The organism is Streptomyces sp. NPDC001903 (assembly GCF_042891345.1).
Classification (GTDB): Bacteria; Actinomycetota; Actinomycetes; order Streptomycetales; family Streptomycetaceae; genus Streptomyces.
The window spans coordinates 58565-83705 of the sequence record NZ_JBIASZ010000009.1 but is presented as its reverse complement, the minus strand read 5'-3'; the positions used below and the strand labels follow the sequence as shown (position 1 = coordinate 83705).

Sequence of the window (25141 nt, the reverse complement as noted above, 5' to 3'; positions counted from 1 at the left end):
GCCGCTCCCTCCGCTCGTTGTCGGCCAGGCGGGGCGTTGCCGCCCCGCGAGCCGCGCCGCAGGCCCTACGGTGATCCCGCGGCGCCTGCGGGGCGCGGCGTCATGGGCTCGTGGGCGGCGGGGAGTTGGGCATGAAGCAGCGGTGGGGCGTCCTGGTCGCGGTCGGCGTCCTGGTGTGGGGGACCATCGGCGGCGGAACCGCGCAGGCGAGTGCCGGGGACGCAACCGGCGGCTGCCGGGCGGCCGGGGAGATCTTCGCCACCGACAACACGGCGGTCATCACGGATCCCGATGACGTACGGCTGCGGACGCGGCTGACGCGCTTCGACCACGAGGTGCGCCGGATCATCCGCGCGGGCGGCGCGAGGGCGGGGGAGTCCACCCTGCTCGACGGAGTCTTCTGGTCCGCAGAGCTGAAGACGACCACGTACGAGCGCTCGCGGGAGTTCGACGTCGACAAGGTCGGCGCCGACGGGCTCCACCACATCGCCGACGTCATCCGCAAGCAGTACCACCAGGAGTCGGTGCTCACCTTCCGCTGTCTGCCGCGCACCTCGCCGGACACCGACGCGGTCGAGATCCAGGCTCCGGGCGTCTCGGCCGCCGGCCTGCGCGAAGCGCTGCTCGCGGACCCCGAGGCCCGCGAACGCCTCGGCGGCGGCTCCGTCACCGTGGGGGGCCGCCTCATCCTGATCACCCCCGTCTCCGAGCTCCCGCTGGCCCGCCGCCTCACGGCCGGCCTCGGGATCGACTGGAACACCGCGAAGGTGCGCTACGGGGACGAGGAGTTCGTCTCGTAGCCCGGCGGCGGCCCGGGGCCCACACCGTGACCGCGCCCGCCGGACGGCCGCCGCCGCTGTGCGGGGCGGCGGCAGTGCGGCCTACGCTGGAGACGGCGGCCGTCCGCGGTGAGCGGCCCGGGCGGCCGCCCCGGCGGCTGCGGGCACGTACCCCTCCTTGAATCCCGCGCCCGCGGCGCCGGCACGGCGTGCGGTCACGCGGGGGCGGCCCGGCGCGGAGCCGAGCCGGAAGGGGCCTCGCGGTGGGACAGTGGATGCCATGTGCGGTCGATATGCCTCCAGCCGCGCCCCCGAGGACCTGGCCGACCTCTTCGAGGCCCGCTGGGACCCCCGGGAGACGCTGGCACCGAGCTGGAACGTGGCCCCCACCGACGAGGTGTGGGCGGTCCTCGAACGCCCGGACCGCGCGACGGGGGAGGTGGAGCGCCGACTGCGCACCCTGCGGTGGGGCCTGGTCCCCTCCTGGGCGAAGGACCCGAACGGGGGCGCCCGGATGATCAACGCGCGGGTGGAGACGGTGCACGAGAAGCCCGCCTACCGCCGGGCCTTCACCCGGCGCCGCTGCCTGCTGCCCGCCGACGGCTTCTACGAGTGGCAGTCGGTGTCCGCCACCGCCACGGCGAAGGCGTACAAGCAGCCGTACTTCATCACTCCGCAGGACGCCGGGGTGATGGCCATGGCCGGCCTGTACGAGTTCTGGCGCGACCCGGCCGTGACCGACGAGGACGACCCGGCCGCCTGGCTCGTCACCACGACGATCATCACCACGGAGGCCACCGACGCGGCCGGCCGCATCCACCCCCGCATGCCGTTGGCCGTGGCCGCGGAAGACCACGAGGCCTGGCTGGACCCCGCCCGCGAGGACGTCCACGAGCTCCGGGCCCTGCTCCACACGCCGGCCGGCGGCCACCTCGACGTGCGCGCCGTCTCCACGGCGGTGAACAGCGTCCGCAACAACGGCCCCGAGCTGCTCGAACCCGCGGCCGAAGGCTGAGACCGCATCCCGCTCAGGCGCCGATGGCCGCCATCAGCATCGGGAACGAGGACACCAGCTCGCGCTCCCAGTACGGCCACGCGTGGACGCCCCGGTACGAGCACACCGCCGCCGGGATCCCGAGCTGGGCGAGCCGCAGCCGCAGGTCCTGGTTCATGCCGTGGACGAGGCGCTCGACGGGTTCCGTGCCGTGGCCGATCGGGCTCGTGCAGCGCGTCGGGCTCGCCGGCGGGTCGCCCCATTGCCAGCCCGTACCGGCGTCCGTGCCGTCGCCGTACGAGACGTACAGCGCGGTACCGGTCAGCCCGGCGGCCAAGTGCACCGGGTCGTTGCGCTCCCAGACGCCGCGCTGGCGCACGTCCGTCGGGTCCGCGGTGTCGTACGGGAAACCCGGCTCGCCCCAGATGCGCCGCCAGTCGATGCCGCATCCGGGACCGGCGCCCTTCACCAGATCGGGCCCGGAGAGCCCGCCGTCGAGCGACAGGTGGAGCGTGCTGACCGCCCCGCTGTACGAGGCCGCCGCGCGGAACATGCCGGGGTGTGCGGCGGCCAGCTTCAGCGCGCCGAGCCCGCCCATCGACAGCCCCGCGACGGCACGCCCCGTACCGGCGCGGTACTGGCTCTCCAGCAGCGGCCGCACCTCGTCGACCAGGTACGTCTCCCAGGCCGGGGGACCGCCGCCGCCGGTGTTGTACCAGTCGCTGTATCCGCTGCACGGGCTGGTCTGCGGCAGCACCACGAGGACGTCCCGCGGGGCGGCCAGCTCCTCGACGTGCGTGTGCGCGGTCCAGTCGGTGTGGTCCCCCGGGCCGCCGTGCAGCAGCCACAGGACGGGCCACGTCCGGGCGGCGTCCTTGGACCAGCCCGACGGCAGCAGCAGCCGCACCGTGACCGGCGCGTCGATCTCGGGCGAGGACACGGTGAGATCGAGCGTCCGCGCGTCGATCCGCCGCTCCTCGACCACCCGGGCCGGGTTCTCGGCCGCGCGGGCGGCCCCGGCCCCCGCCGTCTGCAGCAGGAGTACCAGCGCCGCCGCGACCGCCGCCGCGCATCGCATGATCGGTTGGTGCACGAGAACCTTCCCTCTGTCCGACTCGCCGTTCCCCTGCCGGTCCCTCCCGACGCCGGTCACACCGCGGCCCGTGCGGTGGCCGGTCCCCGTACCGTCAGGGCGCGCGGGGCGCGGCCCGGGTGCGCGGGCAGGCGCAGCGGGCGGCTGCCCGGGGTGAGCGACCCGAGCACGCGCGGCCCCGCGGCGCCCGTGCACCCCGGGTCGTTGCCCGGGAGGCCGTGCAGGGTGAGGTACCCGAGCACGGCGAAGGCGTAGGCCTCCTTCGCCTCCGCGGGCAGTCCCAGCTCCTGCGACCCGCGCACCGCGGTGCCGCCCGCGCCGCCGGCTCCGCCCGTGCCGTTCGCCAGCTCCTCGCGGAGCATCGCCATCAGCGCGGGATTGCGCACGCCGCCACCGGACACGAACACCTCGGTGGTGCCCAGCGGACGCAGCGCGTCGGCCACCGTACGGGCCGTCAGCCGCGTCAGGGTGGCGACGAGGTCCTGCGGCCGGAGCTCGCCGAACCCCGCGAGCCGCGCCCGCAGGTAGCCCGGGTGGAACAGCTCCTTGCCCGTCGTCCGCGGGGGCGGCAGCCGGTAGTACGGCTCACCGGACAGCAGCCGCTCCAGGAGCCCCTCGTGGACGCGCCCGGCGGCGGCGAGCGCGCCGTCCGCGTCGTAGGCGAGCCGCCCGGAGCTCAGTTCACGGACCGCGGCATCGATCAGCGCGTTGCCCGGGCCGGTGTCGAACGCCACGGGTTCGCCGCCCGCCGGCAGCACGGTGACGTTGGCGATCCCGCCGATGTTCAGGGCGGCGGGTACGCCGGGGCGCCCGCGCAGGAGCATCAGGTCGATCAGGCTCACCAGCGGCGCGCCCTGACCGCCGGCCGCCACGTCGCGCGGCCGGAAGCCGGAGACGACCGGGCAGCCGCTGCGCTCCGCGATCCAGGCCGGTTCGCCCAGCTGCAGGGTGCCCCGTACCCGACCGTCCTCGGCCCAGTGGTACACGGTCTGCCCGTGCGAGGCGACCAACTCGGCTCGCCCCGCGCACAGTTCCCGGTCGGCGCGGGCGGCGACCGCCGCGAAGACCTGGCCGATCCGGGTGTCGAGGCGGCAGACCTCGGCCAGGGTGGTGGCCGCGGGCGGCAGGGCGGCGGCGAGGGCCTCCCGTACGTCGGCCGGGTAGGGCTCGCTGACCATGCCCAGCGGTTCGATGTGCAGCGTGCCGTCCTCGGCGCGGAGTTCGAGGTCGGCGGCCGCGGCGTCGACGGCGTCGTACGAGGTCCCCGACATCAGCCCGATCACCCTCGTCCTCATCGCAGCGCCTCCTCGTGGTCGCGGCCGCTCAGGCTCAACAGGGCCGGGCAGCTGAGGGCGCAGGCGCCGGCGGCGTAGTAGGCGGGCACGGCGGTGTCTCCCGTCCGGGCGATCAGGGCGGTGATGACGAGCCCGGCGCAGCCGGAGAACACCGCGTTGGCGAGGGAGTAGGCCAGTCCGAGCCCGGTACAGCGCACCCGGCGCGGGAACATCTCCGCGAGCATGGCCGGCCCCGGCCCGGCCATCAGCCCGACGAGCGCACCCGCGAGCAGTACGGCCCCGGCCCTGGACCACGGCGAGGCGCCGGGGGACTGGAGCAGATGGAGGAGGGGGAGGGCGAGCAGCACCACGCCGAGGGCTCCGCCCAGCATCACCGGCCGCCGGCCGATCCGGTCGCTGAGCGCTCCGGCGGGCAGGATCGAGGCGGCGAACCCGGTGTTGGCGAGGGCGGTGGCGAGCAGCGCCTCGCGGAGGGAGGCGCCCAGGGTCGCCTGGAGGTACGAGGGCAGAACGACGAGGAAGGTGTACCCGGCCGCCGACCAGCCCATGACCCGCCCGATGCCGAGGACGACGGCCCGCGCGAGCTCCCGGGAGCCGGCCGGGCGGGTGTCCGCCGCAGCGGCCGGCTCTTGTGGAGGGGGCGGCTCCGCCAAGGCCGTGCGCAGCCACAGCGCCACCGCCCCCAGCGGAAGGGCCAGCAGGAACGGGATCCGCCACCCCCACGCGTGCAGGGCGTCGGCGGGCAGCGCGCTCGCGAGGGCGGCCGCCGTACCCGCCCCGGTGAGCAGGCCGAGCGCGACGGTGAAGGACTGCCAGGCGCCGTAGAGGCCGCGCCGGCCGGCGGGCGCGTACTCCGTCATGAGGGCGACGGCTCCGCCGAACTCGCCGCCCGCGGAGAGCCCTTGCAGCACCCGCAGGAGGGTGAGCAGCCAGGGCGCGGCGGCGCCGATGGTGGCGCGGGTGGGCAGGAGGCCGATCGTCACGGTGGCGAGGGTCATGAGACCGACGACGACGATGAGCGTGGGCCGCCGCCCCAGCCGGTCCCCGAGCCGTCCGAACAGCACGGCCCCGACGGGCCGGAAGAAGAACGCGAGGGCGAAGGAGGCGTACGCGGCCACCAGGGCCTCGGCACCGCTGCTCCCCTCGTGACGGAAGAAGTTCGCGGCGATGACGGTGGCCAGGCACCCGTAGACGCCGAACTCGTACCACTCGACGAGATTGCCGACCGACCCGGCGAGCAGCGCCCGGCGGGTGGTGTTCGTACGGACGGCCGCGGGACGCAGATCGAGGGGTCTCACGGGTCAGAGGTCCTCGCCCGACAGGAGGGGTTCGAAGGCCGTGTAGGCGGCGAAGTTCCGGAAGTGCCGCGTGTAGAGCTCCGTTCCGTCGCCCACGCGCTCGTCCGGTACCTCCGCGACGTCCACGAGCTGCCGGAATGTCCAGGTGATCAGCTCGCCCTTCTCGTTCCGGTAGCTCGTTTCCATGCCCTCGCCGTGGGACCGGGCCTTCGACCTGGCCTCGTCCTCGGTCCCGGCGGTCAGCAGGACGAAGCTCTCCCGGTACAGGGGCCGGCGGCCGTCCGCCGTCGGCGCGGCCTCGGCGGCGCAGACGAGGACGGCGACGTACGTCCTCACTTCTTGAACCGGTTGTCGTTGAGCAGCTTCCACGCCGTGTTGCAGGACTTGAGCCCGCAGCCCCGGATGTATTCGAGCGTGTCGCCCAAGTGCTCCCCGGGGAACGCCTGGCGGATGGACCCCTTGCGGCAGCGCGAGATGAAGTTGTTCGCGATCTCGCCGAGGTTCTCCCCCGCCACGCACGCGTCCGACGACTGCGCCGGCAGTCGCACCGGCACGGCGCCGGCGGCCGGCGGCGCCCCGAACAGGACGGCGCAGGCGAGGACGAGGGCGGCGGCGCCACGCGCCGGCCTTCCGATGACGGCCATGATCAGCAGCCCGCGAGCTTCCCGTACGCGATCCAGACCTCGCCCTTGCCGTTGATGCTGACGTTGCCGGTCTTGTGCAGTCCGGTGTACTTCCCGCGGTACTTCCGCAGCTGCCCGAACTGCGATTCCAGGGACAGGTAGGGGGAGTCGGGCTTCCAGTCGCCGGAGAACTCGGCGTACACCCCGTCGGTGCCGTCGGTGCCGCTCGCCCAGCAGGCGCGGCTGCCGGAGTAGAGGACCAGGTTGCCGTCGTACTGCATCTCCAGGCGGTTGGCACCGTTGCCGATGCACTGCCCGGGGATGAGCTTGTCGGTGAACGACGTTCCGATGTTGCGGCACTCCGCAGCCCGCCCCGTCGCGGCGGAGACCTGCCCGGCCGGCACCGCTGCCGCCGCCAGCAGGCTCACCACCGCGAGCGCCAGTGCACGGGTCGTCTTCCCGACCGTCTTCATGGACGCACCTTTCCACGCATGATCACTTACCTTGGCGATCACGAAAGGTAGCACCTCGACTACGGAAAGTCGCGTCCCGCGGCGCCCTGTTGACGTGCTCCGGAACCGCGCAGGGGCGGGAGGTCCGGGCGTTGGCCCGGTGTGTCGCGGGCGCCGGTGCCGATGACGGGGGTGCCGTTGACGGGGATGTCGATGACGGGGGTGCCGAGCCACTCGGTGCCGAGGAGGAGTTCCGCCGCGCGGAGCGCCGCGTGGGCGTTGCGCCGGCCCATCAGGATGCACAGGGTGTAGGTGGCGTCGTCGAGCTCGTCGCGTACGGCCGGATCACCGGGCGTGGCCAGGGCGCGGCGACGCAGGCCGCGGTGCCGCTTCAGCAGTTCGCCGACGGCCCGCGGGTCGGGGAGCAGCCGCGTGTACGGCTGCGCCACGGGCTCGGTGGCGGAGCGGGCCTCTTCCACGGCGTCCGCCAGAGCCCTGCCGAGCGGGGTCGCGGGCTTGCCGCCGCCTCCCGGTACGAGCACGGCCTCGGCCGTCTCGCGGGGTCCGGCACCGGTGGCCCGCGCCGTGTCGGCGAGGATCCGCCGCGCGGTGTCGGCGCCGCACGGCACCACCGCCATCAGGACCGTGACGGCCTGCTCCGCGATGGTGTGCCGGGGTGGTGTCTCGTTCATCCGCCTGGTTCCTCGTTCCTCCGGCTGCTGCTTCGGGGTGGGGCGCGGCCTGGTTCACCGCACGGTCCGGGTACGCCGAACGGCCGCCGCGGCCGGGCCCGTCGGCGCTGAGCCCCCCGCCCCCGTCGGTCCGGACGGGGTGCGCCGTAGGCTGGCGGCAGGCACCCCCTGCCGATTCCTCCGGAAGGACGTACGCGATGAGTGAGAAGGCCCGCAAGCTGTTCGAGGCGCTCGATCTCAACCACGACGGCACCCTGACCCGTCTGGAAGTGATCACCGCCCTGCGGACGAAGGGGCCGACCCTGGCCGCCAACGGCGACCTGCCGTTCTGGGGCCTGGGGGACATCGACGCCTCGTCCGCGCTCTTCGACGCCGCCGACAAGAACGGCGACAACGTGCTGACGTTCGAGGAGTTCGCCCGGGAGGTCGACCGCCGCTTCGGCTGGTAGTCCCGCCCCCGCGGATCGACTGATCGGGGCATCGACCGCTCGGCGAATCGGCGACCGCCGCTACGCCGTCCGGCTGTCGGCGTCCCGGTCCGGGCCGGACGCTTCGGCCGCGGCGAGGGTCGCGGCCCGGCGGTTGAGTACGACGGTGGCCGCGGCCGCGCTGAGGGCGAAGGCCATCACCACCGTGGCCGGCCGGTCCAGCCGGTGCCGCGTGGCATGGTCGAGGGAGAAGCGGCCGGGCCCGGACAGGCCGAGACAGGCCGCGACGAAGCCGAGGAAGGCCGGGTACTCGAAGCCGCCGCCCTGGGCGTAGAACCCGGCCGGCGCGTGCACGGCGACGGCCCCCGCCATGGCGCCCGCCGCGGCCGCGCCGGCCGCCGGGGTCGCCAGTCCCAGGGCGAGCAGTGCCCCGCCGCCCGCTTCGCCGAGCCCGGCCGCGATCGCGCTCTCCCGGCCCGGGGTGAACCCCATCTGCTCCATGCCCCGGGCCGTGCCCTCGATGCCGGCCCCGCCGAACCACCCGAAGAGCTTCTGTGACCCGTGGGCGAGCAGCACCCCGCCCGCGCCCAGGCGCAGGGCGAGCAGTCCGAGATCCTTGCGATGTGTGAGCGGCATGAGGACAGACCCTTTCGAAGGGGTTGCGTGTCACCTGGACTCCAGCTTCACGCGAGGACCCGCCGCGCGCACGCGCTGTACCGCGCCCGGCGGCGGATCAGCCGTCGTCCATCGCGGCATCGCAGGAAGGGCACACCAGGCCCTCCTCCTGCGGCGGGTACCACGGCGAGCCCGGCTCCCCGGGCGGGGTCCGCGCGGCCGCTCGCATCGCGAAGGTGTCCCGGCCGCACAGCGTTCGCGGGCCGGGCTCGGTGGTGGTGCCCGGGGCCGCCGGCGCGGCATGCACCCGACGTACGGCGGCCTCGGCGCCCTGGGCCGACCTGTCCGCCGCGCGGCTCGGTGCCGGTGTGTCCAGTTCGTGCACCACGATGATCCCGCTCATACCCCGACGGTAGGCGACCCTCCGGCCGCCCGCTCCTTCGCGCCGGTGCGGCCCCGTCCTGGGCCGGTTGGCCCCGCCCCGAGCGGGGCCAACCGAGCGGAAGGCATACAAAATGCCATGCATTTCATTGCATTCAAGGCATTTGCGCCATACGTTCCCCACGGATTCGAGCCTGGTTCCTTGGACAGCCGGAACGGCTGTGCACACTCCGACCGGAGGTCTGTATGCCCTGTCGTCGCACGTCACTCACCCTGCTGACAGCAACCGCCCTGCTCTCCTTCACGGCCCCGGCAACGGTCGCGCACGCGGCCGATGCCACCTGCTTCGGCCGGCCGGCCACCATCACCGGATCGGGCACGATCACCGGGACGGAGGGCAACGACGTCATCATCGGGTCGGCGGAGGCGGACACCATCGACGGTCTCGGCGGCGACGACCTGATCTGCGGTCTCGGCGGCAACGACACGATCGCCGGCGGCCTCGGCGACGACCAGTTGGAGGGCGGCGACGGCGCGGACCTCATGCGCGGCGACCTGCTCTCCACCAAGGCTCCCGTGGACGGCGGCGGGAACGACGTCCTCTTCGGAGGGCCGGGTGACGACCGCATGGGCGGCGACAGCATGGCCTTCGGCTCCAGCGCGTCGGGCGGGGGCGACGACGTCCTGTTCGGCGAGGCGGGGAACGACGCCATGATCGGCGACAGCCGCGGCGGCATCAACGCGACCGGCGGCGGCCGGGACGTCCTCGACGGCGGGGCCGGGGACGACAGCATCACCGGCGACTCCTCCGCCGAGGGCAGCGCGACCGGTCAGGGCGCGGACGTACTGCTGGGCGGCCCCGGCGTCGACACCATCATCGGCGACAGCAACTCGGGCCACGCCGCGCACGGGAAGGGCGAGGGCGGCGTGACCGGCAAGCCCGCGCGCCCGGGCCGTCAGGGCCGCCCGACCCCGGCGGCGAAGCCCGCGCAGGGCGCACCGGTCGCCCCGGTCGCGCCCGTCGCGGCGGCGGGGGGCAACGACGTGATGGACGGGGGCGAGGACGCGAAGGACTCCTGCGACGGGACGGCCGGAGCCGACATCGCGGTGCGCTGCGAGACCATGTCGAACGTTCCGTAACCCGTGCCGACCGGCGCCGCTCGCGCCGGTGCGGTCAGTGGATCCCGTACCGCGCGGCGATGCCGTCGACGACGATCTGCAGACCCTCTTCGAAGTGCTCGTCGTACGCGTCGAAGAGGTGCGTACCGGCGGCCGCGGCGAGCGGGTAGTCGGCCAGACGCTCGCCGCGCTCCGCCACGTCGTACCCCTCCCGGCGCTCGCCCGGGACGGGGTGGACGCCCTGCTCCTCGATCACGAACCCGAGCGTGTACGAGAAGGCGGTCGCCATGGCGCGTACCGCCTGGGGCAGTTCGAAGCCGTGCGCCAGCAGGGCGCGCAGATGGGCCTCGGACTGCTCCGCGTGCTCGGTTCCGGTGAAGCGCGAGCCGGTGAACACGCGGGCGCCGTCGCGATAGGCGAGCAGGGCCCGGCGCAACCCGCGATTGGCGGTCAGCATCCGCTCCCGCCAGGACGCGGGGGAGTCGTCCGGCCCGGATTCCTCGGGGTTCGTGACCATGCGCCGGAACATCTCCGTGGCCATCTCGTCGATCAGCTCTTGCTTGTTCTTGAAATGCCAGTACAGCGCCGGCGCCTTCACATCCAGTTCCTGCGCGATGGCGCGGAGGGTGAGCTTGTCGAGCCCGCCCTCGTTCAGCAGCCGCAGCGCGGTCTCGGCGACGGTCAGGCGCGTCAGGGGCGGGACGCGCGGCGGAGTCTGCTGCGGCTTGGCGTTCATCGTCTGCTCTGTCTCTCGGGGCGGCTCACTCGTTCGTGGCGTTGACAGCTTAACAACGTTAAGGGCATTCTTGCGTGAAGAGGCTCCTTAATGTTGTTAAGGAGCCGTGTGGAAGCGATCGAACGGGGAGAGCGATGGACCAGCAGTGGTACCGAGAAGAAGACCGCAGTGACGTCCTGATCGTGGGGGCCGGGCCCACCGGCCTCGTGCTGGCCTGTGACCTCGCCCGGCGCGGAGTGCGCGCGCTGGTCGTCGAGCGGTCGCCGGAGCTGTTTCCCGGTTCCCGCGGCAAGGGCGTCCAGCCGCGGACCCTGGAGGTCTTCGACGACCTCGGAGTCGTGGGGGAGGTCCTGCGGTGGGGCGGCCGGGCGCCGATCGGCATGACATGGCAGGGCGGCGGCCGTGCGGGGGAGTACCGCATGTTCGAGGAGGTCGAGCCGACCGAGGACGCGCCCTATACCGGGCCCTGGCTGCTGCCCCAGTGGCGCACCCAGCGGATCCTGCTCGACCGGCTCCGCGACCTGGGCGGTGACGTCGTGTTCGGAGTCGAGCTGACCGGCCTCACGCAGGATGCCGAGTCCGTGACGGCCACGCTCGTACCCGGGGTCGGCGGGAGCCCGATGACCGTCCGCGCCGGATACGCCGTCGCCGCCGACGGCGGCCGGTCCACGGTCCGCCGGCTCGTCGGCATCGCGATGTCCGGTGAGCGGGTCGACCCCGCCCCGATGCTCGTGGCCGATGTGGTCATACCGTCGCTCGACCGGGACAACTGGCACCTCTTCCCGCCCGCCGCGGGCGGTACCGGCTTCGCGGCCCTCTGTCCCCTGCCGCATACGCGGGAGTTCCAGTTCGTCGCGCAGCCGGCGCCGGTCGCCGGGAGGGCCACGGCGGAGGAAGTGCGTGCGCTGGTCGCCGCGTTCACCCACATACCAGCCGAGGAGGTCACCGAGGTCCGGTGGGCATCCGACTTCACCGTGAACGCCGCGCTCGCCGACCGCTTCCGTGAGGGCAGGGTCTTCCTCGCGGGCGACGCGGCCCACATCCACTCGCCCGCCGGCGGCCAGGGACTCAACACCAGCGTCCAGGACGCCTACAACCTGGGGTGGAAGCTCGCGGCCGTGCTGCGCGACGCAGCCCCCGAGGCGCTGCTGGACACGTACGAGGAGGAGCGCCTGCCCAATGCCGCGGCGATGCTGGGGCTGTCCACGCGCATCCACCGGGGTGAGGAGCGGCGCGGCGCCGCCACCCGCCAACTCGGCCTCGACCAAAGGGACTCCTCGCTCACCCGCGAGATACGCACCGGCCTCGCCGAGGACGCCGTCAGAGCGGGAGACCGCGCGCCCGACGGGAGGCGTGACGGGCTGCGCCTCTTCGACCTCTACCGCGGCACCCACTTCACCCTGCTCGCGGTCGACACCCCGCTGCCGGAGCGCCTGCCGCCGCTCCCGGGTCTGCGGACCGCGCGAACAGGTCCGTACGAGGCGTACGGACGCGGGCTGTACCTGGTCCGGCCGGACGGGTACATAGCCTGGGCCGGGCCCGGCGGCGAGGCGCTCGAAGCCTCGGCCGAGGATCTGCGGGCCTGGGCCTCCCGGGTCGCGGGGCCCGTGCCGGCGGCTTGATCTGTTCGGCGCCCCGCCGGGCAGCGCGCGTGCCGAGTCATCCGGAGAGGGTGCCGAGGTCGGCGCCGGTCAGGTCACGGCTCGCGTCCCACAGACGTGCCGCCACGGAGGCGTCGGCCAGGTGGTTCCACACCGGCTCAGGGCGGGGCTCGCCGCGCAGGCCGAAGACGCGCGGTCCCCACAGCCGGCCTCCGCGCACGGCCGGGTCGAGCACCGCCCGGACCGCGGGCCATGCGCCGGCGTGCTTGCCCTGGACGAGGAGGGCCGCAGGCGCCGCGCTCAGCCGTCCGCCGGTGGTCCGCACGTGGATCGGCGGCCGCGACGGGGTGAGGGAGTCCAGCGCGCCGCCCGGGTGGACCACCACGCTCGCCACCGTGCTGCCGGCAGCCCGCAGGCGGCGGTCGAGTTCGACGCCGAAGTACATCTGCGCCAGCTTGGAGCGTCCGTAGGCGCGCTTGGGCCGGTAGTCCTTCCGGGACTGCAGGTCGTCCAGGTCGAGCCGCTCGGACTTCGCCGCGAAGCTGCCCATGGTCACCACGCGGGCCGCGGGCGCCGCCGACAGCAGGGGCATGAGCCGGCGGGTCAAGGCGAAGTGCCCGAGGTGGTTCGTGCCGAACATGAGCTCGTGCCCGTCCACGGTCTCCCTGCGCGGCGGGTCGTCGAGCGCGACGCCGGCGTTGTGGACCACCGCGTCAAGGCGTTCCACCTCCAGCGATTCCACGGCTGCTTCGAGAGAGGAGAGGTCGGCGAGGTCCAGCCGCACGGCCCTGACCCGTGCGCCGGGGACGCGCGTACGGATCGAGGCCGTGGCGAGCTCGGCCTTGGCGGGATTGCGGCTGCCGAGTACGACGGTGGCTCCGGTTGCCGCCAACTGCTCCGCGACGAAGTACCCGATGCCGGCGTTGCCGCCGGTCACCAGGAAGACGCGGCCATCGGCACCCGGCAGTCGTCGGACGTTCCAGGGCGGGGTGGATGACATGGTGAGGGGCTCCCTTGCTGTCGGAGGCGGTTGCAGCCGCCCCTTCGGGCAACTGGACACCCACGGTTCCAGCGGTCACCGACACATCGCCTCCGGATCACCGACAGCCCCGCCGGACGTCCGACAACCTGCCGACGTGAGAGGCGGGTGGTGAGGACCACCACGCCGCTCGCGCGGCCGGTGCCCGGCTACGGCCGGACGTACGGGCGCGTCATGATCTCCATGTTGTGGCCGTCCGGATCGGCGAAGTACGCACCGTGGCCGCCGAACATGCGGTTGATCCTCCCGGGGTCGGTGTGGTGGGGGTCGGCGTAGTAGGTGACCCCGACCGCCTCCAGTCGGGCGATCATGCCGTCGAACCGCTCCTCGGGCACGAGGAACGCGTAGTGCTGCGGCTGGATCGGCTCCTCGGTCATCGCGTAGTAGTCCAGCGTCACGCCGTTGCCGAGGTCGACGGGCAGGAACGGCCCGAACGGAGCGCCGACCTCCAGCCCCAGGACCACGGCGAGGAACTCGGCCGACAGGCCCCGGTCCCTGGCGTGGACGACGGTGTGGTTCAACTGGACGGCGTTCGGATACTGCTGGGTGTTCGACATGAGTGAGGTGTCTCCGGTCTCGGTTCCCGTGGAAAGGCGCCGCACGCGGGCGCCGGGCGCAAGAAACGCGGAGAAAGGGCGGGCTCCTGGCCCGCCTCGGGCTCACGCCGAGGCCGGGAACCCTACTCGTGCATGGCTCAAGGCCGACCCGGCAGTCACCCGGTCGACCTTAGTGATCACCGCGGGCCGGCGCAACGCCGATTCCCCGCCGGCTCACCGGCGCGTTCTGACCGCCGCCCGTACCCACGAGCGCTCCTGCAGGCGTAGGCGGGGCAGTGCCTCCCGTACCGGCGGACCCCAGGCCAGGAGCGCGGCGACGGCCGCCGACGCGCCCGTGACGGCGGCGAACCCGTAGGACCACGTCGCCGACGTCCCGCTGGGCAGCACCAAGAACAGCAGCACCAGCATCGCCAGCCGCGCCCGCGTGTTCTCCACCAGGTGCCAGGCGACCGCCGCGAGCGGCACCATCCCCCACAGCACGTACCAGGGCTGTACGACCGGAGCCGTCACCACCAGTCCCAGTAGCGCCATGCCGGTGGCGTACTCGGGGCCCGTGCGCGGCGCACGCCACGCACAGAAGCCCACCAGGCACACGCCCAGCACCAGCCCCACCGACCGCGCGGCGGCGATCGCGTCGCCCGCCGTACCCAGGCCGAACCCCTCGGACAGCAGCCCGAGCACCCGGCCCACATCCGTACTCGGCGAGAGCACCGTGTACACCTGCGCCGGGCCCCGAAGCGTCGACAGCCACCCCCAGCCCTGGCCGCACACCGCCACGCCCAGCACCAGCGCCGCGAGACCCACCAGCGCGATCCCGGCCGCCCGCAGCCATCCCGCACGCCGGTCCGGCCGCCCGCCCGCGGACCACGCGGCGGCGCACAGCAGAGCCACCGCGGCGGGGACCTTTACCAGCGCGGCCGAGACGAGCACGACGGTGCCCAGCACCCAGTGCCCCCGGCGGAAGGCCACCAGGCCGGCCACCATCAGGCCGATCATCAGCGCCTCGTTGTGGGCCCCGCCCACCAGGTGCACCAGGGCGAGCGGGTTGAGCACGGTCGCCCACAGCGCTCCGGCCTCCGCGCCGCCGGACCCGGGGCCGGACCCGGAGCCCCGCTCGGAGCCCCACTCGGACGCGAGCCGACCCACGCCCCAGACGATCAGCGCCAGCCCGAGCAGGGCCAGCAGCCGCATGCCCAGCACCGCGGCCACCGTGTGGTGCTCGCCGGTGACGGCCATGACGGCCCGCGTCGCCGCGATGGCCACCGGCCCGTACGGCGCCGGCGCGTCCTGCCACATCTCCGGCACGTTGTCCGCGAGCGGCCCGCCGAGCACGGACGGCCCCAGCCGGTACACGTCCCAGCCGCGGACCGCCAGCGCACCCTGCGCGACGTAGCTGTACGCGTCGTTGCTGAAGAGCAACGGGCCCGGGACGAGCGGCAGGACCCAGGACCACAGCACGGTGTGCAGCTGCCTGCGGCCGACCGGTCCGCCGGCCCGCAGCAGCCCGCCCAGCCGCCACCAGGCGACCACGAGCAGCACCAGGCCGGCGTACGAGGCCGCCGCTCCCAGCACCGTGTGCGCCGGGCTCCGCTGCGCCCACACCCCGTCCGGGACACCGAAGGGCAGCGCGCCCGCAGACCAGCTCCCGGCTGCCAGCAGCACCGACCCGAGCGTTCCGAGCAGCCGGCAACCCCGGACCGCGACCCCCACCTCAGACATGGCGGCAGCCTAGGGGGGACAAGGCCGATGATCGGCCCGCCCGAGGCGTCGGGGAGGTGAACTTCGGGCGTCCTTCCGGTCAGACGCCGGTATCCCGGTCACCCGGTCAGCCGTCGGCCACCCGGGTCGGCCGTCGGCCACCCGGGTCAGGCGCCGGTCACCCGGTCCCGTGCCGGCCCGTCACGCCGGCGGGCCGAGCCGGACGGGCAGCGACCGGTGGCCGTTGCTGATGAGGGAGGTGACGGGCAGCAGCTCCTCGGCGGGCACCGCCAGCTCCATCGCGGGGAAGCGGTCGAAGAGCGCTTCGAGCGCGGCCGCGACCTCCAGCCGGGCCAGCGGGGCGCCGAGACAGAAGTGGACCCCGTGCCCGAAGGCCAGATGCTCCTTCGTGACCCGTGTGACGTCGAAGGTGTCCGCGTCCGGACCGTGCCAGTCGGGGTGCCGGTTGGCGGCGGCGTACGAGGCGAGGATCGCCTCCCCCTTGGCGATGGTCCGCCCGTCGGACAGCGGGATGTCGGCCAGCGCGAAGCGCATCGGCAGGTGCTTGACGGCCGACTCGTGCCGCAGGGTCTCCTCGACGACGTCGCCCCAGCCGCTGCGCCCGGAACGGACGTGCTCCAGCTGATCGGGGTGCGTGAGCAGGGCCGTCACCGCCTGGTCGATGACGTTGACCGTCGTCTCGTACCCGGCGCTGATCATCAGGATGAGGGTGTCGCTCAGCTCGGAGTCCGAGAGCGCGGAGCCGTCCCCCTCCTCGTCGCGGGCGGCGATGAGCAGGGAGGTCATGTCGTCACCGGGCCGGGCGCGCTTGGCGGCGATGAGCTCGGCGAGGACCTCGTAGACCCGGACCGTGTTGGCGGCGGCCTCCTCGGGGGTGAGGGTCGTGTCGAAGACCCCGTCCACCACCGTACGGAAGTCGGCGCGCTGCTCCTCGGGGAGGCCCATCAGGTGCCCGATCACCGCGATGGGCAGCGGGTGGGCGAGCCGTTCGCGCAGGTCCGCGACCTCGCCGGGCGGGAGCGCGGCGAGCTCGTCGACGAGGCCGGCGACGAGGTCCTCGACGGTTTCGCGGAGCAGGGCGACCCGGCGGGCGCTGAACGCGGGAGCCACCATCCGCCGCAGCCGCCGGTGGTCGGCTCCGTACGCGGTGAACATGTTGGTGACCGCGACCCACAGGGCGAGCGGCCACGTCTGGACGGCCTGCTCGAACTCCGGCCAGTGCGCGCGGGCGTCCTTGGACACGTCCGGGCTGGTGAGCAGCTCCTTGAGCAGGGCGGGGTCGGTGACGGCCCAGGCCGTCACGCCGAGTATGTCGACGCGGGCCGCGGGCCCTTGGGCACGCAGCAGCCGGTGCTCCGCGTGCCGGTCGGCGCCGGCGGGGTCGAGGACCAGCGGGGCGGCGGGTGCCTGGTTCACGCGGGACTCCTTTGCGTGGGGGTCTAAGAGGTGGTCGCGGCGGTAGGAAGGGTGTGTCATCTCCCGCACAACGTGTGTGGTGGGCACGGTGTTCCGCCTGAACCCACGGTGTTACCCGTGAGTTCAGGCGGGTCCGTGAGGCGTGCGCCCGGTCAGGCGATCTGCCACCGCTGGTAGACCGAACCGGAGCCCGTCTGCTGCGTGGCCGGGGCGCCGTCCGCCCCGGAGGCGGTGGTCAGCAGGAGCGCGCTCTTCTTGTTGGCCACCGAGTACTCGCCCCCACCGAGCGGGGTGACCAGCCAGCGCTGGCTCTCCCCGCCCGTGCAGGTGGCCTGGACGACGGCCGCACCCGCCGCGGTGGAGCCGCCCGAGACGTCCGCGCAGAGCCTCGACGAACCGTTGACCATGGAGTAGGAGCCGTCGGCGTCGAGCGCGAGCTGCCACTGCTGGTTGGGGCCGCCGTGCGGTGTCCACGTGATCAGCTGGGTACCGGACGCGCCGGAACTCCCCGGATCGTCGAGGGCCTTGCCGGCCGCGGTGAGCGTACGGGTGCCGCTCAGGCCGCCGCCGTACACCTCGAACTCGTACAGCGAATAGCCGTACGCGGTGCCGCGCGCGGTCCCGTACACCCGGATGTAGCGGCCCGATCCGGACAGTCCGGTGAGCTCCTGGACCCCGCCGGCGCCCGTCGTCGTGGAGTACACGGTGCGCCAGGTCGCGGCGTCGTCGGAGAGCTGGATCTGGAAGGCCTTCCCGTACGCCGCCTCCCAGCGCAGCACCACGCGGCTCACGGCCTGGCCGGACCCCAGGTCGACCTGGAGCCACTGCGGGTCGGAGTACGCGCTGGACCAGCGGGTGCCGGGGTCGCCGTCGGTGGCCGAGGCGGCCGGGAAGCCGGCGGTCTCCGTACTGGAGGCGGTGGTCGGCCGGTTGCGGGCGAGGTTGCCGGGCTGGGCGAGGCCCGGCCAGGCAGGGTTGTGCCCGACCGCGGCCGCGATCGGGGTGAAGGCGGCGTACGTGGCCGCAGGCTTGGGGGAGCCCCAGGTCTGCTGGGCCAGGGCGCGCAGCGGGTACATGATGCCCGCGGCGATCTGCTCCTGCGTCTCGGCGTTGGGGTTGTCGCACCACACGTGCAGCAGCGAGCCGGGGTTCTTCGAGGGGTCGGTGAGCGTGGCCCCGCCCTCGAAGCGGTCGGGGGTCCAGGTCTCGTACATCCACTTGGTGTCGGGCTTGGCGCCCCCGAGCACGTAGTACGTCGGGGTCCAGGACTCGTTGGCCACCGTGTGGCCGGCCGCGGCCAGCTGCTGCGGGGTGAGCCCGTAGGTGTACCAGTACTCGACGAGGATCCCGGGGTGCGGCGTGAGCGTCCCGTCCCCGGCCTTGATGCCGTCGTTCCACATCCGGGTGGTCTTGCCGGCCGCCCGCACCAGGTCGTCGGCCCAGTTCACGAAGCCGTAGTAGGTGTCCTTGGCGGTGGCGCCCGCCCCGTAGTGGGCGCGGGCGTAGCTGAGCAGCTGCGGGTACTTGGCGTAGTCGGTGACGTATTCGTCGGCGCCGATGTGCCAGTACGGGGCCGGGAACAGCGGCAGGTACTCGTTCACCAGGTCCTTGATCAGGGTGTACGAGGCCGGCAGCGAGAGGTCGATGAAATCGGGACTCGCCGTCCCGGAGCTGTTCTTGAGCTTCAGCTCGGGGTGGGCGGCCAGGACCGCGTTCATGTGCCCCGGGGTGTCGATCTCGGGAACGATCGTCACGTGGTACTTCTGCCCGAGCGCGACGAGGTCGGCGATGTCCTGCTTGGAGTAGTGGTCGGCGGAGACGATCTCCGGGTGGGTGGAGCTCTCGAGCCGGAACCCGAAGGTGTCCGACAGGTGGAAGTGGAAGTAGTTGAGCTTGAGGTAGGCCAGCTCCTTGATGTGCTGCTTGACCCAGTCGACGGTGAAGAACTTCCGGCCCTGGTCGATCATGAGCCCGCGCTCCGCCTTGGCGGGCCAGTCGACCGCCGTTCCGCCGGGCACCGAGGCGGACTGGTGCAGGAGCTGGAGCACGGTGCGGGTGCCGTAGAACGCGCCGGCGTCGGTCCCGGCCCGGATGGCGACGGACGCGCCGACGGTCAGCCGGTACCCCTCGGCGGGCAGCCCCGGCTCGCCGAGGCCGAGCGCGATGTCGCCGGGGGAGGGGCTCCCGGTGACGACGGCCACGGGACGGCCGGCGAGCGCGCCGAGGTCCTCGGCGAAGGTGGCGGCCTCGTCGGAGAGCCGGGCGGCGTCGGCGGGATCCACGACGATGCGGCCGGCGCCGGTGAAGGTGTAGGAGCCGGCGGCGGCCGTCCACTGGCGCAGCGCCGGTACGGTCTGCGGCGGCGCGGCGGCGGCCTGCGCGGGACGGGCGACGGCGACACCGGGCAACGACAGCGCGGCCACCGCGCAGACGGCGGCGATCAGCAATCTGAGCAGACGCATGGCAAGTCCCCAAGTCATGGGAGGGAAGGGGGAGTTCAGGGGTCGGCCAAAGTGCAGCCAAAGTGCAGCGCAGCACCGGGTGCATGTCAATACCTGCTCGAAACCCCGCCTCATCGAGCAGGATCGCGCACCCACCCGTCACACGTGTCGCGTGTTACCTTCGCGCCATGTCCAAGGGTGAAATAGACGCGCTGACCGCCGAGTTCTTCGGAGCATTCGACAACAGGGGCGGCAAGGCCGCCGACGTGGCCCGGATCCGGCGGCTGGTCCTGCCGGGCGGGGTGATCGTCAAGACGGGGCCGGAGCTCGCGGTCTACACGGTCGAGGAGTTCATCGAGCCCCGCCAGAGGCTGCTGAACGACGGCCGGCTGGTCGGGTTCTCGGAATGGGAGACCTCCGAACGGACCGACATCGCCGGCGACATCGCTTCGCGGTTCGGCGAGTACCGCAAGTCCGGGATCCTGGACGGCGAACCGTTCGAGGGCCGCGGGACCAAGACCATCCAGTTCGTCCGCACCCCGGACGGCTGGCGGATCGCCGCGTTCTCCTGGTACGACCAGCCCTGAGCCGGAGCGGGCCGCCTAAGACGGCTCCCCGCCCGACTCGCGGCCGCGCCGCCGGTGCCACCGCACCGCCGTGACCACGAGCACCAGCAGCGCGGCCGCCCCGTACGCCGTGGCGGCGACGGCCCCGCGCGAGCCGAACGCCTGGCCCGTGACGTAGACCGCGGGGCCCGCGACCGCGATACCCAGCCACTCCCAGCGCCCGTCCAGCGCCACGAGCCCGACGAGCAGCAGTGCGTACCACGAATAGCCCGGCGTGAGCAGCATGAACGCCCATCCCGTCACCAACAGCGCACCGCTCCACGGCCGTCGGGGATCCCCGCGCCACAGCACGTACCCGCACACGCCCGCCATCACGGCCAGCAGCACCGGCACCGCCCAGTCGCCCGGCAGCACCAGCCGCAGCAGTGCGTAGCGGGAACCGGCCGAGGGGTCCTCGTACCCCTCCTCCTCCACGTAGCCGCCGAGGTAGCCGAAGACGGAGCCGTGGGAGAGCAGGACGTACGGAAGGTAGGCGAGCCCCGTGAACGCGGCGGCCGGCAGCAGTACGGCGAGCGCGTCGCGCACCCGGCGCACGCCCGACAGGGCTCCCGGGAGGACGACCGCAGGCATCAGCTTCGTGGCGACGGCGGCGCCCAGGACCAGCCCGCCGCAGGCCCGCCGCCCGAGGCCCCGCGCGGCCACGAGCCCGAGACCGGACACGGCCAGCAGCACCCCCAGCACGTCGACGTGCGCGTTGTTCACGGCCTCGATCGGCACGGCGGGGCACCACGCCCAGTACGCGGCCCCGCGGGGGTCGTTGCCCCTGCGGCGCAGGATCAGCAGCAGGGCGCCGGTCACGCCGAGGGACAGCACCCCGGCGCCGATCTGGAGCGGTTTGTGCCGGGCGCCCTCCGGGGACAGCCGGTCGACGGCCAGGAAGTACACCTCGGCGACCGGCGGGTAGATGGTGTGCACGGCCGGCCTGTTGATCCGGGTGCAGTGCGCCGTGTCCCCGGCGTACGGGATCCGGGCTCGGTCCGGGCCGGTGCAGGCGGCGGCGCCCGTGGGGAAGAGCCACGGATCGCGGAGCCCCTCCAGCGCCGGGTCCTGCGGGGCGTGGTCGTACGGGGAGATCCCGGCGGACTGCACGCGGCCGTCCCAGGCGTAGCGGTAGGAATCGGTGCTGGTCCGGGGCGGTGACACCAGCCCAGTCGCCGTCACCGCGAAGGCCCCCGCCAGCACCAGCGGCACCACCGCGCGGGCCGGGACCCGGCGCAGCGCGAGCAGCGCGACCGCGAACAGCGCCCAGCAGGCCGCGTACCGCCAGGACAGCCCGGCGGGGTCGGTGAAATTGCCGTCGTAGCGGACGGTCCACACGAGGACGGCGGCGAGGGCGGAGAGACCGAGGGCGGACAGGAGGCAGGGGCCGAGGGCGGTACGCAGGTTCACAGCCGCAGCGTTCCAGGGAACGGCGCGCAACGGGGTCCCGCGCCGCCCATGTCCGTGTTTCGTAAGGTGTCCGAACCGCCTCCGAGCGGCCTCTCGGGGGTGTCATGGGTCCATGCGCTTCCCCATCCGTCTCCCCGCCGACCCGCCCGTCAGCTTCAAGGCGCGGTTGCACGACGCCCGTACCGCGACCGCCGTCGGCCGCTGGCTCGGGCTCGCCTTCGCCGTCTGCTTCGCGACCGGTGTGCTCAGCCACTACCTCCAGCACCCGCCGCACTGGCTCGCCGACCGGCTGCCCAGCCGCCCGTACTGGGGCTACCGGTTCACCCAGGGACTCCACGTGATCTCCGGCATCGCGGCGATCCCGCTGCTGTTCGCGAAGCTGTGGGCGGTCTACCCCCGGCTGTTCGAATGGCCGCCGCTGCGGTCGGTGCGCCACGCGCTCGAACGGGCCTCCGTGGCGGTGCTGGTGGCCGCCGGCGTGTTCGAGCTGTTCACCGGGCTGCTCAACACCTTCCAGTGGTACCCCTGGCCGTTCTCCTTCGTACCCGTGCACTTCGCCCTGTCCTGGCTGCTGATCGGAGCGCTCATGGTGCACCTCGCCGTGAAGTGGCCGGAGATCCAGAGTCATTGGACCCGCCGCTCCCCGGGCACGCTCGCGCTGCCCGAGGCCGACGGCCCGGACCGGCGCGCGCTGCTGGTGGGCGTCGCCGCGGCGGTGGGGGCGGTGACGCTGACGACCGCCGGGCAGTCCGTGACCGCGCTCGGGAAGCTCGACCTGTTCGCCCCGCGCGATCCCGCCGTCGGCCCGCAAGGACTCCCCGTGAACCGTACGGCGAAGGCGGCCGGGATCACCGCGGCCGCCCTGCGGGACTGGCGGCTGACCGTCGACGGCCCGCGCCCGTACACCCTCACCCTCGACGAGCTGCGCACGATGCCGCAGCACGAGGTGACACTGCCCATCGCCTGCGTCGAGGGCTGGAGCAAGAACGCCCGCTGGACCGGGGTCCGCGTACGCGACCTGCTGGAACGCGCGGGCGGCGGCCCGGACGCCCGAGCCCGCGTGGAGTCGTTGGAGCCGGTCGGCGCGTACCGGGTGACGGAGTTGGGCCGCGAGTACGCCCAGGACCCGCTCACCCTGCTCGCGCTGCGCCTGGGCGGAGAGGAACTCTCCCCGGACCACGGCTACCCGGCGCGGATCATCGCCCCGAACCGGCCCGGCGTGCTCCAGACCAAGTGGGTCGGCCGACTGGAGGTGGCGTGATGAGGTACCGGTACGTGGTGGCGGGTCTCGGCCTGGTCCTGATGGGCCTGGGCGGCGCCCTGCTCGTCGAGCAGCCCTCGCCCTGGCGGATCGCGCTGTGGCTCGCGGGTGCGGTCGTGGTGCACGACGGGCTGATCGCACCGCTCGTCATCGCGATCGCCGCGCTCACCGGCGCCTTCGGCCTGCGCCTGCGCGGGGTCCCGCGCGCCGCGCTGATCGTCGCGGGCTCCCTGACCGCGATCGCCCTCCCGCCGCTCCTGCGCCCGGGCGGGGCGGCCAACCCGACGGTGGTGCCGCTGGACTACCTGCGCAACTGGCTGCTGACGATGGCGGCCATCGCCCTCGCGACGGGCCTGTACCTCGCGGCGCGCGCGGCGCTGGGCGGGGCGCGCCGGCGGACCTGAGCGGCCCCGTACACGAAAGAAGGCGGCTGACGCGAGAGCGCGTCAGCCGCTTTCCCCATGTCCTGCCCGGACTCAACGCCGCAGCTGAACGAAGGCGCGGCCCGCGGCGCTCCAGGTCACCGCCCGCGTCCAGCCCGCGTCCTGCGCCTGCGCACGGAGCGCGCGGGTGCCGAGCCGGGCCCAGGGGAAGGGTTCCCCGCGCCCGCCGCTCCCGTCCTCGACGCGCACCTCGACCCGCTCGTCCACGTCCACGGTGGCCACCTCGACGAGCAGGGCGCCGCCGGGGGCCGCGAGCCGGGCGGCCCGGCGCAGCAGCGCACCCGGATCGCCGCCGATGCCGATGTTGCCGTCGATGAGCAGGACCGTGCCCCAGCGGCCCTCGCTGGGCAGCGGGTCGAACACCGACCGGCACAGGGCGCTGCCGCCGGTGCGCACCGTCAGGGCCACCGCCTCCGGGGTCACGTCCACGCCCAGCGCGGGCCGCCCGAGGCGGGCCAGGGCTGCGACGAGGCGGCCCGGTCCGCAGCCTATGTCCAGCACCGGGCCCTCACAGCGGGCCAGGACGGTGGCGTCGGCCGCGTCGGCTTCGGCACACCAGCGCTCCACCTCCAGCGGCAGCAGCCAGCCGTCGCTGCGGCGCAGGAAGAGCGGGCCCCGGCCGGTGCGCAGGGCGTCGGAGTACGGATCGGCGCGCCAGGCCCGGGCGGCGGGCTCCGCCGGCTGCCCGGTCGGCCGCGCCGTCAGCTGCGCGGTCACCGTACGGCCGCGCACAGCTCGGCGTGCAGGGCGGCGAACCGGGTCCCGGGCGCCGAGGCGGCGACCAGCCCGGCGTCGTCCGGCGTGTCCACGTCGCGCAGCGCCGCGAGGTCGCGCACGGCGCGCCCCGACGCGGTCAGCCGCCGGCGCTGCACCGTCCCGGTGTGCGAGGCGGACATGGGCACGCCCAGCAGCAGCGCGGGGTCCGGCTCGGCGAGCCCGAGGGCCCAGAAGCCGCCGTCCAGGGCGGGTCCGAACCAGGCGTCCGTACCCGCGAAGTCGAGGCCCCGGGCGAGCAGCTCCGGGGTGACCTGCGGGGTGTCCATGCCGACCAGCAGCGCGGGACCCTCGTACAGGCCGAAGGCCGCGGCCAGCCGGACGTCGAGCCCGCCCGCACACTGCGGGACCACCTCGATGCCGTCGGGCAGCCAGTGCTTCGGCGCACCGTCCAGGTACAGGACGCGACGGCGGGCGGGCGTGGCGAGGACCGCGTCCAGCGTGTCCTGCAGCGCGGCGCGGGCCAGGGCGGCAGCCTGCTGGGGGGTGAAGTGCGGGGTCAGCCGCGTCTTGACCCGGCCCGGGACCGGGGCCTTGGCGATGACGATCAGCGTGCCCTCACCCCCGCCCCCGCCCTGGCTGTCGTGGCCGTCCTGGGCGTGTTCGCCCGCGTGGGCGCTCATGCGCCGACCCCGCCGGCGCCGCCGGCCGGGACCGGCCGGGCGGCGGGCGTCTCGGCCAGCACCCGCCGCATGTCCCGCACCGCGTGCCAGGTGCCCCGCCATGTGCCGGTGACCTTCGACTTGCCGGCGCGCGGCAGGTAGGGGACGTCCGTCTCGGCCACCCGCCAGCCCGCGTCGGCGGCCCGTACGACCATCTGGAGCGGGTAGCCGCTGCGCCGGTCGGTCAGGTCCAGGTCCAGGAGCGCCTCGCGGCGCGCGACCCGCATCGGTCCGAGGTCGTGCAGCCGCAGCCCCGTACGGCGCCGGAGCAGCCGGGCCAGCGCGAGGTTCCCGGCGCGGGCGTGGGCCGGCCATGCGCCGCGTCCCTGCGGGCGGCGCCGGCCGAGCAGCAGGTCGGCCTCGCCGGCCTCGACCCGCGCCGCCATGGGGGCGAGCAGCCCGGGGTCCAGCGAGGCGTCGCAGTCGCAGAAGCAGACGAGTTCGGCGCGCGCGGCGAGCAACCCGGCGTGGCAGGCCGCGCCGAAGCCGCGTACGGGTTCGCGCACCACGGTCGCGCCCAGGTCGCGGGCGATGTCGGCGGAGCCGTCGGTGGAGCCGTTGTCGACGACGATGGCCCGCCAGCCGGCCGGCACCCGCGCCAGCACCCAGGGCAGCGCCTCCGCCTCGTCGAGGCACGGCAGTACGAGGTCCGCCCGGGGCGGCACACAAGCAGATTCAGTCACGTCCACACCGTAGGAAGCGGGTGCG

General features: G+C 74.0%; 27 protein-coding genes. 8 read left to right on the top strand and 19 right to left on the bottom strand.

Features of this window, described 5'->3' with window-relative positions; all coding sequences use genetic code 11:
• Positions 1–131 precede the first annotated feature (131 nt).
• Both ACFYZS_RS21125 and ACFYZS_RS21120 read left to right on the top strand, forming a co-directional pair.
• Positions 132–800, top strand: coding sequence for a hypothetical protein (locus ACFYZS_RS21125; protein WP_389014595.1), 669 nt, complete (start codon positions 132–134; stop codon positions 798–800).
• Between the two features lie 259 nt (positions 801–1059).
• On the top strand, positions 1060–1794 hold the full coding sequence (locus ACFYZS_RS21120) for an SOS response-associated peptidase (protein ID WP_389014593.1): 735 nt from the start codon (positions 1060–1062) through the stop codon (positions 1792–1794).
• A 13-nt stretch (positions 1795–1807) separates the two neighbouring features.
• Here ACFYZS_RS21120 and ACFYZS_RS21115 read toward each other — a convergent pair whose 3' ends face one another.
• The 7 genes from ACFYZS_RS21115 to ACFYZS_RS21085 are packed head-to-tail and all read right to left on the bottom strand — an operon-like array spanning position 1808 to position 7226.
• Entirely contained in the window at positions 1808–2866 is a 1059-nt protein-coding gene (locus ACFYZS_RS21115; RefSeq protein ID WP_389014591.1) for an alpha/beta hydrolase, read from the bottom strand.
• A gap of 56 nt (positions 2867–2922) precedes the next feature.
• Complete coding sequence (locus ACFYZS_RS21110) at positions 2923–4161, bottom strand: anhydro-N-acetylmuramic acid kinase (RefSeq protein WP_389014588.1); 1239 nt, start codon at positions 4159–4161, stop codon at positions 2923–2925.
• Entirely contained in the window at positions 4158–5459 is a 1302-nt protein-coding gene (locus ACFYZS_RS21105; protein WP_389014585.1) for an MFS transporter, read from the bottom strand. Before ACFYZS_RS21105 ends, ACFYZS_RS21110 begins: the two co-directional genes overlap by 4 nt.
• A 3-nt stretch (positions 5460–5462) precedes the next feature.
• Positions 5463–5795 (bottom strand): DUF4288 domain-containing protein, encoded by a 333-nt coding sequence (locus tag ACFYZS_RS21100; protein WP_389014582.1) that lies wholly within the window; start codon positions 5793–5795, stop codon positions 5463–5465.
• Complete coding sequence (locus ACFYZS_RS21095; RefSeq protein ID WP_389014579.1) at positions 5792–6103, bottom strand: hypothetical protein; 312 nt, start codon at positions 6101–6103, stop codon at positions 5792–5794. The genes ACFYZS_RS21100 and ACFYZS_RS21095 overlap by 4 nt, the downstream gene beginning before the upstream one ends.
• A 2-nt stretch (positions 6104–6105) precedes the next feature.
• The gene (locus ACFYZS_RS21090) at positions 6106–6555 is read right to left on the bottom strand and encodes a hypothetical protein (RefSeq protein WP_389014577.1); all 450 of its coding nucleotides are present in this window, start codon (positions 6553–6555) and stop codon (positions 6106–6108) included.
• A gap of 59 nt (positions 6556–6614) precedes the next feature.
• On the bottom strand, positions 6615–7226 hold the full coding sequence (locus ACFYZS_RS21085) for a DUF5133 domain-containing protein (protein ID WP_389014575.1): 612 nt from the start codon (positions 7224–7226) through the stop codon (positions 6615–6617).
• 197 nt (positions 7227–7423) lie between these two features.
• Here ACFYZS_RS21085 and ACFYZS_RS21080 point away from each other — a divergent pair, with 197 nt between their 5' ends.
• Positions 7424–7675 carry an EF-hand domain-containing protein gene (locus ACFYZS_RS21080; RefSeq protein WP_389014572.1) on the top strand — a complete coding sequence of 84 codons (252 nt, stop codon included), beginning with the start codon at positions 7424–7426 and terminating at the stop codon, positions 7673–7675.
• Between the two features lie 60 nt (positions 7676–7735).
• Here the strand turns inward: ACFYZS_RS21080 and ACFYZS_RS21075 are convergent, their stop codons facing one another.
• Positions 7736–8290, bottom strand: coding sequence for a DoxX family protein (locus ACFYZS_RS21075; protein ID WP_389014569.1), 555 nt, complete (start codon positions 8288–8290; stop codon positions 7736–7738).
• A 97-nt stretch (positions 8291–8387) separates the two neighbouring features.
• The gene (locus ACFYZS_RS21070) at positions 8388–8672 is read right to left on the bottom strand and encodes a hypothetical protein (protein WP_389014566.1); all 285 of its coding nucleotides are present in this window, start codon (positions 8670–8672) and stop codon (positions 8388–8390) included.
• A gap of 224 nt (positions 8673–8896) precedes the next feature.
• Between ACFYZS_RS21070 and ACFYZS_RS21065 the strand changes: the two genes are divergently transcribed.
• On the top strand, positions 8897–9790 hold the full coding sequence (locus tag ACFYZS_RS21065; RefSeq protein WP_389014563.1) for a calcium-binding protein: 894 nt from the start codon (positions 8897–8899) through the stop codon (positions 9788–9790).
• A gap of 34 nt (positions 9791–9824) precedes the next feature.
• On the opposite strand, the gene ACFYZS_RS21060 is transcribed toward ACFYZS_RS21065, so the two are convergent.
• Positions 9825–10505 (bottom strand): TetR/AcrR family transcriptional regulator, encoded by a 681-nt coding sequence (locus ACFYZS_RS21060; protein WP_389014560.1) that lies wholly within the window; start codon positions 10503–10505, stop codon positions 9825–9827.
• A 134-nt stretch (positions 10506–10639) separates the two neighbouring features.
• Between ACFYZS_RS21060 and ACFYZS_RS21055 the strand changes: the two genes are divergently transcribed.
• Positions 10640–12127 carry an FAD-dependent monooxygenase gene (locus ACFYZS_RS21055; protein ID WP_389014557.1) on the top strand — a complete coding sequence of 496 codons (1488 nt, stop codon included), beginning with the start codon at positions 10640–10642 and terminating at the stop codon, positions 12125–12127.
• A 37-nt stretch (positions 12128–12164) separates the two neighbouring features.
• Here the strand turns inward: ACFYZS_RS21055 and ACFYZS_RS21050 are convergent, their stop codons facing one another.
• From ACFYZS_RS21050 to ACFYZS_RS21030, 5 genes are all read right to left on the bottom strand, one after another.
• Complete coding sequence (locus ACFYZS_RS21050; protein WP_389014554.1) at positions 12165–13106, bottom strand: SDR family NAD(P)-dependent oxidoreductase; 942 nt, start codon at positions 13104–13106, stop codon at positions 12165–12167.
• Positions 13107–13294: 188 nt separating this feature from the next.
• A complete protein-coding gene (locus tag ACFYZS_RS21045) occupies positions 13295–13702 on the bottom strand; it encodes a VOC family protein (RefSeq protein ID WP_389014552.1) in 408 nt (135 codons plus the stop codon).
• 213 nt (positions 13703–13915) lie between these two features.
• Positions 13916–15421, bottom strand: a complete 1506-nt coding sequence (gene mptB / locus ACFYZS_RS21040) for a polyprenol phosphomannose-dependent alpha 1,6 mannosyltransferase MptB (protein ID WP_389014549.1) — start codon at positions 15419–15421, stop codon at positions 13916–13918.
• Positions 15422–15601: 180 nt separating this feature from the next.
• Positions 15602–16837 (bottom strand): cytochrome P450, encoded by a 1236-nt coding sequence (locus ACFYZS_RS21035; protein WP_389014546.1) that lies wholly within the window; start codon positions 16835–16837, stop codon positions 15602–15604.
• Positions 16838–16989: 152 nt separating this feature from the next.
• Positions 16990–19299 carry a family 20 glycosylhydrolase gene (locus ACFYZS_RS21030; protein ID WP_389014543.1) on the bottom strand — a complete coding sequence of 770 codons (2310 nt, stop codon included), beginning with the start codon at positions 19297–19299 and terminating at the stop codon, positions 16990–16992.
• A gap of 167 nt (positions 19300–19466) precedes the next feature.
• Here ACFYZS_RS21030 and ACFYZS_RS21025 point away from each other — a divergent pair, with 167 nt between their 5' ends.
• The gene (locus ACFYZS_RS21025) at positions 19467–19865 is read left to right on the top strand and encodes a nuclear transport factor 2 family protein (protein ID WP_389014540.1); all 399 of its coding nucleotides are present in this window, start codon (positions 19467–19469) and stop codon (positions 19863–19865) included.
• 15 nt (positions 19866–19880) lie between these two features.
• Here the strand turns inward: ACFYZS_RS21025 and ACFYZS_RS21020 are convergent, their stop codons facing one another.
• On the bottom strand, positions 19881–21293 hold the full coding sequence (locus ACFYZS_RS21020) for a glycosyltransferase family 87 protein (protein WP_389014537.1): 1413 nt from the start codon (positions 21291–21293) through the stop codon (positions 19881–19883).
• A gap of 112 nt (positions 21294–21405) precedes the next feature.
• Between ACFYZS_RS21020 and ACFYZS_RS21015 the strand changes: the two genes are divergently transcribed.
• Both ACFYZS_RS21015 and ACFYZS_RS21010 read left to right on the top strand, forming a co-directional pair.
• Positions 21406–22554 carry a molybdopterin-dependent oxidoreductase gene (locus ACFYZS_RS21015; RefSeq protein ID WP_389014534.1) on the top strand — a complete coding sequence of 383 codons (1149 nt, stop codon included), beginning with the start codon at positions 21406–21408 and terminating at the stop codon, positions 22552–22554.
• Positions 22554–22958 (top strand): hypothetical protein, encoded by a 405-nt coding sequence (locus ACFYZS_RS21010; protein ID WP_389014531.1) that lies wholly within the window; start codon positions 22554–22556, stop codon positions 22956–22958. Before ACFYZS_RS21015 ends, ACFYZS_RS21010 begins: the two co-directional genes overlap by 1 nt.
• Positions 22959–23030: 72 nt before the next feature.
• Here the strand turns inward: ACFYZS_RS21010 and ACFYZS_RS21005 are convergent, their stop codons facing one another.
• Genes ACFYZS_RS21005 through ACFYZS_RS20995 form a run of 3 tightly spaced genes read right to left on the bottom strand, consistent with a single transcriptional unit; the run spans position 23031 to position 25116 of the window.
• Entirely contained in the window at positions 23031–23729 is a 699-nt protein-coding gene (locus tag ACFYZS_RS21005) for a methyltransferase domain-containing protein (RefSeq protein WP_389014528.1), read from the bottom strand.
• Positions 23711–24394, bottom strand: coding sequence for a DUF2064 domain-containing protein (locus tag ACFYZS_RS21000; RefSeq protein ID WP_389014526.1), 684 nt, complete (start codon positions 24392–24394; stop codon positions 23711–23713). Before ACFYZS_RS21000 ends, ACFYZS_RS21005 begins: the two co-directional genes overlap by 19 nt.
• Positions 24391–25116, bottom strand: a complete 726-nt coding sequence (locus tag ACFYZS_RS20995; protein WP_389014523.1) for a glycosyltransferase family 2 protein — start codon at positions 25114–25116, stop codon at positions 24391–24393. The genes ACFYZS_RS21000 and ACFYZS_RS20995 overlap by 4 nt, the downstream gene beginning before the upstream one ends.
• Positions 25117–25141: the final 25 nt, after the last annotated feature.

Coding starts and splice junctions, on each gene's coding strand:
- ACFYZS_RS21085 (WP_389014575.1), bottom strand. CDS start 7,226: ATGAACGAGACACCACCCCGGCACACCATCGCGGAGCAGGCCGTCACG.
- ACFYZS_RS21055 (WP_389014557.1), top strand. CDS start 10,640: ATGGACCAGCAGTGGTACCGAGAAGAAGACCGCAGTGACGTCCTGATC.
- ACFYZS_RS21110 (WP_389014588.1), bottom strand. CDS start 4,161: ATGAGGACGAGGGTGATCGGGCTGATGTCGGGGACCTCGTACGACGCC.
- ACFYZS_RS21125 (WP_389014595.1), top strand. CDS start 132: ATGAAGCAGCGGTGGGGCGTCCTGGTCGCGGTCGGCGTCCTGGTGTGG.
- mptB (WP_389014549.1), bottom strand. CDS start 15,421: ATGTCTGAGGTGGGGGTCGCGGTCCGGGGTTGCCGGCTGCTCGGAACG.
- ACFYZS_RS21045 (WP_389014552.1), bottom strand. CDS start 13,702: ATGTCGAACACCCAGCAGTATCCGAACGCCGTCCAGTTGAACCACACC.
- ACFYZS_RS21075 (WP_389014569.1), bottom strand. CDS start 8,290: ATGCCGCTCACACATCGCAAGGATCTCGGACTGCTCGCCCTGCGCCTG.
- ACFYZS_RS21030 (WP_389014543.1), bottom strand. CDS start 19,299: ATGCGTCTGCTCAGATTGCTGATCGCCGCCGTCTGCGCGGTGGCCGCG.
- ACFYZS_RS21070 (WP_389014566.1), bottom strand. CDS start 8,672: ATGAGCGGGATCATCGTGGTGCACGAACTGGACACACCGGCACCGAGC.
- ACFYZS_RS21090 (WP_389014577.1), bottom strand. CDS start 6,555: ATGAAGACGGTCGGGAAGACGACCCGTGCACTGGCGCTCGCGGTGGTG.
- ACFYZS_RS21010 (WP_389014531.1), top strand. CDS start 22,554: ATGAGGTACCGGTACGTGGTGGCGGGTCTCGGCCTGGTCCTGATGGGC.
- ACFYZS_RS21120 (WP_389014593.1), top strand. CDS start 1,060: ATGTGCGGTCGATATGCCTCCAGCCGCGCCCCCGAGGACCTGGCCGAC.
- ACFYZS_RS21000 (WP_389014526.1), bottom strand. CDS start 24,394: ATGAGCGCCCACGCGGGCGAACACGCCCAGGACGGCCACGACAGCCAG.
- ACFYZS_RS21050 (WP_389014554.1), bottom strand. CDS start 13,106: ATGTCATCCACCCCGCCCTGGAACGTCCGACGACTGCCGGGTGCCGAT.
- ACFYZS_RS21025 (WP_389014540.1), top strand. CDS start 19,467: ATGTCCAAGGGTGAAATAGACGCGCTGACCGCCGAGTTCTTCGGAGCA.
- ACFYZS_RS21095 (WP_389014579.1), bottom strand. CDS start 6,103: ATGGCCGTCATCGGAAGGCCGGCGCGTGGCGCCGCCGCCCTCGTCCTC.
- ACFYZS_RS21080 (WP_389014572.1), top strand. CDS start 7,424: ATGAGTGAGAAGGCCCGCAAGCTGTTCGAGGCGCTCGATCTCAACCAC.
- ACFYZS_RS21060 (WP_389014560.1), bottom strand. CDS start 10,505: ATGAACGCCAAGCCGCAGCAGACTCCGCCGCGCGTCCCGCCCCTGACG.
- ACFYZS_RS21065 (WP_389014563.1), top strand. CDS start 8,897: ATGCCCTGTCGTCGCACGTCACTCACCCTGCTGACAGCAACCGCCCTG.
- ACFYZS_RS21015 (WP_389014534.1), top strand. CDS start 21,406: ATGCGCTTCCCCATCCGTCTCCCCGCCGACCCGCCCGTCAGCTTCAAG.